Origin of the sequence: Trebonia sp. (assembly GCF_049794275.1) — a bacterium.
GTDB lineage: Bacteria > Actinomycetota > Actinomycetes > Streptosporangiales > Streptosporangiaceae > Trebonia.
Window position 1 is genome coordinate 1 of sequence record NZ_JBARCR010000694.1, and the last position, 6,155, is coordinate 6,155.

The window sequence follows — 6,155 nt, forward strand, 5'->3', positions numbered from 1 at the left end:
TGACCCTCAAACGCGAACAGTGGCATCCGCCAATAATGCCCGACCCGGCCTGCAGCAGCCTGGCCGGGCAGGAACCACGGGCCCGTTCGGGATGAACAGGGACGTTCGGCGGCGCGGACCCGTCAGCTCGGCGCCGGCCCGCACCCGGCTGGCCGGCCCAAATCGCCTCATTTAGTGTGTTGATCATGGGCAGCGAACCAACCGAGGTCGTCAGGATCGTCATGAACGGCGTCACCGGGCGCATGGGTTACAACCAGCATCTGGTCCGGTCGGTGCTGGCGATCAACGCCGACGACGGCGTGCCGCTCGGTGACGGCCGCAGGGTCCGGCTCGAGCCGGTCCTGGTCGGCCGCAGCGAGGCCAAGCTCCGCGACATCGCGGGCCGGCACGGCATCAAAGACTGGACCACCAGCCTGGACGAGGCCCTGGACAGCATCAAGGAAGGGGGCGGGATCTACTTCGACGCCCAGGTCACCAGCCAGCGGTACCCGGCCGTGATGAAGGCGCTCGACGCCGGCGCGCACGTGTACGTCGAGAAGCCGACCGGGGCCACCAGCGAGCAGGCCGCCGACCTGGCGGACGCGGCCGACCGGGCCGGCGTCAAGCACGGGGTGGTGCAGGACAAGCTATTCCTGCCGGGGATCCGCGCGCTGCGGTCGCTGATCGACGGCGGCTTCTTCGGCCGGATCCTGTCGGTCCGCGGCGAGTTCGGGTACTGGGTGTTCGAAGGTGACTGGCGGACGTCGCAACGCCCGAGCTGGAACTACCGCAAGGAGGACGGCGGCGGCATCGTGCTCGACATGTTTCCGCACTGGACGTACGTGCTTGAGGGGCTGTTCGGCCCGATCGAGGCGGTCACCGCGCGAGCGGTCACGCACATCCCGGATCGCTGGGACGAGCGCGGCGAGCGGTACGACGCCACCGCGGACGACGCCGCGTACGCGATCTTCGAGCTGGCCGGCGGCGTCGTCGCCCAGCTCAACTCCTCGTGGTGCGTGCGGGTACACCGCGGCGAGCTGCTCGAGTTCCAGGTCGACGGGACCGAGGGCAGCGCGGTGGCCGGATTGCGGGACTGCGTCGCGCAGCACCGCGGCGTCTCCCCGCGTCCCGTCTGGAATCCAGATATCCCGAACGTAAGCAGGTTCCTCGATCAATGGCAGCCTGCTCCACTGGACGGCGAACCTGGCAACGCGTTCCGCCTGCAATGGGAGATGTTCGTCAGGCACGTGGTGGAAGACGCGCCGTTCCGGCAGGACCTGCACGCCGGCGCCCGCGGGGTGCGGGTCGCCGAGCTGGGGATGCTGTCGTCCGCGGAAGGGCGGCGCATCGAGGTGCCGGCGACTACTGTGGCGGGCTCATGAAGATCGTTCTGCCCGCGGCCGACGGGACCCTGCAGCCTTACCAGATCTCCCCGCCCCGCGGCTGGCCGCGCCCAGAGGGGCCGCCTCGGTCGCGCGTCGTGTACGCGGCGGCGCACGTGGTCGCCGATCCGCTGGGCGACCCGGCGGCGCCGGAGCCCGCGGTGGACTGGGACTCGACGCTGCGGGTGCGCAGGCACCTGTGGGCGTACGGGCTGCGGGTCGCCGAGGCGATGGACACCGCGCAGCGGAACATGGGGCTGGACTGGACCGCGGCCCGCGAGCTCGCGAAGCGGTCCGCGGATGCGGCGAAGGACTTCGGCGATCCGGCGGAACTGGTCGCGGCCGGCGTCGGCACCGACCACGCGCCCGGCGCGCCGGACCTGGACGCGATCGTGACGGCGTACAGCCAGCAGCTGCACGCGATCCGCGCCACCGAAGCCGGGGTGGTGCTCATGGCCAGCAGGGAGCTGGCCGCGCTCGCGCGCGGGCCCGAGGACTACCTCAAGGTGTACGGGGCGGTACTCGGCCAGGCGGACCGGCCGGTCATCGTGCACTGGCTGGGGGAGATGTTCGACCCGGCGCTCGCCGGCTACTGGGGCTCGCCTGACATCTGGCGCGCCGCGGAGACGCTGCTGCAGCTGATCAGGGAGAACATCGCCAAGATCGACGGCGTGAAGGTGTCGCTGCTCGACGCGCAGCACGAGGTCGCGCTGCGGACCGCGCTCCCGGCGGGCGTGCGGCTTTACACCGGCGACGACTTCAACTACCCGTCGCTGATCGCCTCTGGCAGCCACGCGCTGCTGGGGATCTTCGACGCGATCGCGCCGGCGGCGTCCACGGCCCTGCACGCCCTCGACGAGGGCGACATGCTGAGCTACGAGGAGATCCTCGCGCCCACCGTGACGCTGTCCCGGAAGATCTTCGAGGCGCCGACCTACAACTACAAGACCGGGCTGGCGTTCCTGTCCTGGCTGGCCGGGCACCAGGACGCGTTCGTCATGATCCGCGGCGCCCAGGCGGCGCGGTCGCTGCCGCACCTGGCCGAGGTGTTCCGCCTCGCGGACAGCGCCGGCCTGCTGCCGGACCCCGACCTCTCCGTCCGCCGGATGAGCGCGCTGCTCACCCAGTACGGAATCCCCCAGTGATCGTCCCCTGCCCCGGTCCGCCGATAACAGCAAGAAGCGGTCACGCCTGCGTCAACGCTGAAAGTTTGGCCGCCTATAACCGGCCAAACCTTCAGCGCTATCGGAGCTGCGACGATAACAGCAAGAAGCCGGTCGACGGTGGATCCGGATGGGTTAACGCTGGGGATTTGGCCCCTATCCGGGGCCAAATCCCCAGCACTATCGACAAACTGGTGATAACAGCAAGAAGCGGCGTACCGTCGGCGCCGTGGAGCAAGCCGTGAGCTGGGCTGTTGATAACAGCAAGATGCGGCCGCGGGCCGCGGCCGAGCGGCTGTCGGTGAATCAGTGGACCGTGCGGTCGTGGGGCGTGCGGGAGCTTGCCGAGGGGTGCGGCAGGCACGGCATCGGAGCCGTCGGGCTGTGGCGTGAGCCCGTCGCGGAGTTCGGCCTCCAGCGCAGCGCCAAGGTCGTGCGGGATGCTGGGCTGCGGGTTTCGTCGCTGTGCCGGGGCGGGTTCTTCGGCCGGCCCGGCTGGCGCGACAGCAATCGCGCCGCCATCGACGAGGCGGCCGAACTCGGCGCCGCCTGCCTCGTCCTCGTCGTCGGCGGCCTGCCTGATAACAGCAAGAAGCTGGGCGCAGCCCGCGCGCACGTGGCCGACGCCATCGCGGAGCTCGTGCCGTACGCCGAAGAGCGCGGCGTCCGCCTCGCCCTGGAGCCGATGCACCCGATGTACTGCGCCGACCGGGGCGTGCTCTCTACTCTCAGGCAGGCCCTGGACCTCGCCGCCGGATATCCGGCGGAGGCGGTCGGCGTCATCGTCGACACCTTCCATCTCTGGTGGGATCCCGAGGTCGGCGACCAGATCCAGCGGGCCGGCCGGGAGGGCCGGATCGCGGGGTACCAGGTCAGCGACTTCCTCATGCCGCTGCCCGCCGACGTGCTGCTCGGCCGGGCGATGATGGGCGACGGGGTGATCGACTTCCAGCCGCTGTGCCAGGCGGTCACTGTCGCCGGGTACCAAGGCGACGTCGAGGTCGAGATCTTCAACGCCGACGTCTGGGCGGCCGACCCGGACGACGTGCTCGCCCGCCTGAAGGACAGGTACGAAACGCTGATAGCGACGTGGCTGACGTGACAGCGGAACCGGTTCGGATCGCGATCGTGGGCACCGGGAACATCGCGCGTTCGCACGCAAGGGCAATCACCAGCCAGGCCGAAGCAGCCGCGCCCGCGCCCGCCACGATCGTCGCGGCGATGGATGTGGACCAGAGTCAGCTGGGGACGTTCTGTGCCGAATTCCATATCCCGGGCGGCTACGGCGACCTGGCCACCCTGCTCAGCCAGGCGCGACCCGATCTGGTGCACATCTGCACGCCGCCGAGCACGCACCACCCGATCGCCCTCGAATGCCTGCGCGGCGGGGCCAGCGTGCTGACCGAGAAGCCGCCCACCATCAGCCTGCGGGAGTTCGACGAGCTCGCAGCCGCGGAGCGGCGCCCGCCGTGGTTCGCCACCGTCTTCCAGCACCGCTTCGGCGCCGGCCAGCGCCGCCTGAAGAAGCTGGCAGCGAGCGGCGCGCTCGGCCGGCCCCTGATCGGCGTCTGCCACACCACGTGGTTCCGTGACCAGGCGTATTTCGACGTGCCCTGGCGCGGAAGGTGGGACACCGAGGGCGGCGGCCCGACCATGGGCCACGGCATCCACCAGATGGACATGCTGCTCGACGTGCTCGGCGACTGGACCGAGGTGTCCGCGATCGCCCGCACCCAGGCCAGGACCATGCCGACGGAGGACCTGTCGCTGGCGCACGTCACGTTCGCGAACGGCGCGGTGGCCAGCGTGGTGAACAGCGTGCTGTCCCCGCGGGAGGAGTCCTACCTGCGGTTCGACTTCGAGCGCGCGACCGTGGAGGTGACCCACCTATACGGCTACAGCGACGACGACTGGCGGCTCACCCCGGCCCCTGGCTGCGAAGCCGACGTGACGGCGGCCTGGAAACACGCTGCCGACGGCGGCGGCGGCGACGCACACAGCAGTCACGCCGCCCAGTTCGCCCGCGTGCTCGCCGCGCTGCGCGACGGCCGGCGTCCGCCGGTGTCGCCGTCCGAGGCCCGCCGCACGATGGCGCTGATCGCGGGTATCTACGCCTCGGCGTTCACGCGCCGTCCCGTCGCGCCGGCCGACCTCGGGCCACCCGCGGCGTTCTACACCGCGATGAACGGAGGCCACGAGGCGTGGTGATCTCCCTGCTGCACGACGAGACCGAAGTCACGGCCCTGGCTGATGATCTCGAGCTGTTCCGCTACGTATACCGGCCTGGCGAGGCGCAACTGGAGTCACCACGGCCGTTCTTCCACCCGGTGCGCACGCTGCGGGGCGACCTCGTGACCCTCTACCGCCCGCATGACCACGTGTGGCACAAGGGCATCGCACTGTCGCTGCCGCACGTCGGCACCGAGAACTTCTGGGGCGGTCCCACCTTCAGGAACGGCGCCTACGTCCAGGCGCACAACGACGGCGTGATGCGCCACGACGGGTTCGACGTGGCGGACGTGAAGGACGACGTCGTGCGGCTCGACGAGCGGCTGACCTGGGTGACCGAGTCCGGCCAGACGCCGGTTACGGAGCGTCGCCGGATCGCCGCGACGGTCCTGCCCGACGGCGGCGGCGACGGCGACGGCGCGGCGTGGCTGCTCGCGTTCGAGACCACGCTGGTCAACATCAGCGGCGCGCAGATCGTGATCGGCAGTCCCACCACGGCGGGCAGGCCGAATGCCGGCTACGGCGGCCTGTTCTGGCGCGGTCCGCGCTCGTTTACTGGCGGGACGGTGATGACGCCTGGTGGCACCGGTAGCGACGAGCTGATGGGCACGCGCGCGCCATGGCTGGCGTTCGCCGGGCGGCATGACGAGCACGGGCGGAGCTCCACGCTGGTCTTCCGCGACTCGCCGGCGAACTTCAGCTACCCGAGCCAGTGGTTCGTGCGCAGCACGCCGTTCGCGGCCGTGTGCCCCGCGCCGTTCTTCGACACGGAGTTCCCGTTCGACGCCGACGCAGCGCTCACGCTGCGTTACGAAATCGCGGTCGCGGACGGCTCGCTCGACCCCGCCGCCTGCGCCCGGCTCGCCGAGCGCGCGGCCGCGCGGGACTTGCTTCCGGCTGAGGAGTGATCGATTTTGTCCGAACGTACCGTTAGTTCCCCGCAGGCTCACCCCGCCGCGACGGCGGCCTTCCCAGGGGCGACCGCGATCACGGTCCTCGACGTCTACGACTGGGTGGCGCCCGACGGGCTGCCCGGCGGCTCGGCGCACGTCCACCTCGCCTCCACAGAAGGCTACGTCGTCGCCTCCGGCGCCGGCCGGCTCCAGACGCTCGGCGAGCGCGGGTACGCGGAGACGCCGCTGCGCCCTGGCGACTGCCTCTGGTTCACCCCGGGCACCATCCACCGGCTGGTCAACGAGGGGGACCTGCGGCTGTTCGTCGTGATGCAGAACGCCGGCCTGCCCGAGCACGGCGACGCCGTGCTCACGTTCCCGCCGGAGATCCTCGCCGACTCTGGCGCCTACGCGCGCGCCGCGACGCTGCCCGGCCCTGAGTCTGTGGCCAGCGGGCCCGCAGGTAGTGCGGGTCGGGGCAGCGCGGGCGGGGACGCTGTGGCCGTGGC

6 protein-coding genes are annotated in these 6,155 nt (G+C 71.0%); all 6 read left to right on the forward strand.

Annotated elements, in window-relative coordinates; translation table 11 throughout:
- The first annotated feature begins 185 nt into the window (after positions 1 to 185).
- Positions 186 to 1,361: a Gfo/Idh/MocA family protein gene (locus WA805_RS18520; protein ID WP_422340127.1), complete on the forward strand. Its 1,176-nt coding sequence runs from the start codon at positions 186 to 188 to the stop codon at positions 1,359 to 1,361.
- Positions 1,358 to 2,506: a dihydrodipicolinate synthase family protein gene (locus tag WA805_RS18525; protein ID WP_425240405.1), complete on the forward strand. Its 1,149-nt coding sequence runs from the start codon at positions 1,358 to 1,360 to the stop codon at positions 2,504 to 2,506. Before WA805_RS18520 ends, WA805_RS18525 begins: the two co-directional genes overlap by 4 nt.
- A gap of 286 nt (positions 2,507 to 2,792) precedes the next feature.
- Positions 2,793 to 3,626 (forward strand): sugar phosphate isomerase/epimerase family protein, encoded by an 834-nt coding sequence (locus tag WA805_RS18530; protein ID WP_422340131.1) that lies wholly within the window; start codon positions 2,793 to 2,795, stop codon positions 3,624 to 3,626.
- Positions 3,623 to 4,732 (forward strand): Gfo/Idh/MocA family protein, encoded by a 1,110-nt coding sequence (locus tag WA805_RS18535; protein WP_425242954.1) that lies wholly within the window; start codon positions 3,623 to 3,625, stop codon positions 4,730 to 4,732. Before WA805_RS18530 ends, WA805_RS18535 begins: the two co-directional genes overlap by 4 nt.
- On the forward strand, positions 4,726 to 5,661 hold the full coding sequence (locus WA805_RS18540; RefSeq protein WP_425242955.1) for a PmoA family protein: 936 nt from the start codon (positions 4,726 to 4,728) through the stop codon (positions 5,659 to 5,661). The genes WA805_RS18535 and WA805_RS18540 overlap by 7 nt, the downstream gene beginning before the upstream one ends.
- 6 nt (positions 5,662 to 5,667) lie before the next feature.
- Positions 5,668 to 6,155, forward strand: a 488-nt coding sequence (locus WA805_RS18545) for a cupin domain-containing protein (protein WP_425242956.1), incomplete at its 3' end; no start/stop codon positions are given.

Coding starts and splice junctions, on each gene's coding strand:
- WA805_RS18520 (WP_422340127.1), top strand. CDS start 186: ATGGGCAGCGAACCAACCGAGGTCGTCAGGATCGTCATGAACGGCGTC.
- WA805_RS18525 (WP_425240405.1), top strand. CDS start 1,358: ATGAAGATCGTTCTGCCCGCGGCCGACGGGACCCTGCAGCCTTACCAG.
- WA805_RS18530 (WP_422340131.1), top strand. CDS start 2,793: ATGCGGCCGCGGGCCGCGGCCGAGCGGCTGTCGGTGAATCAGTGGACC.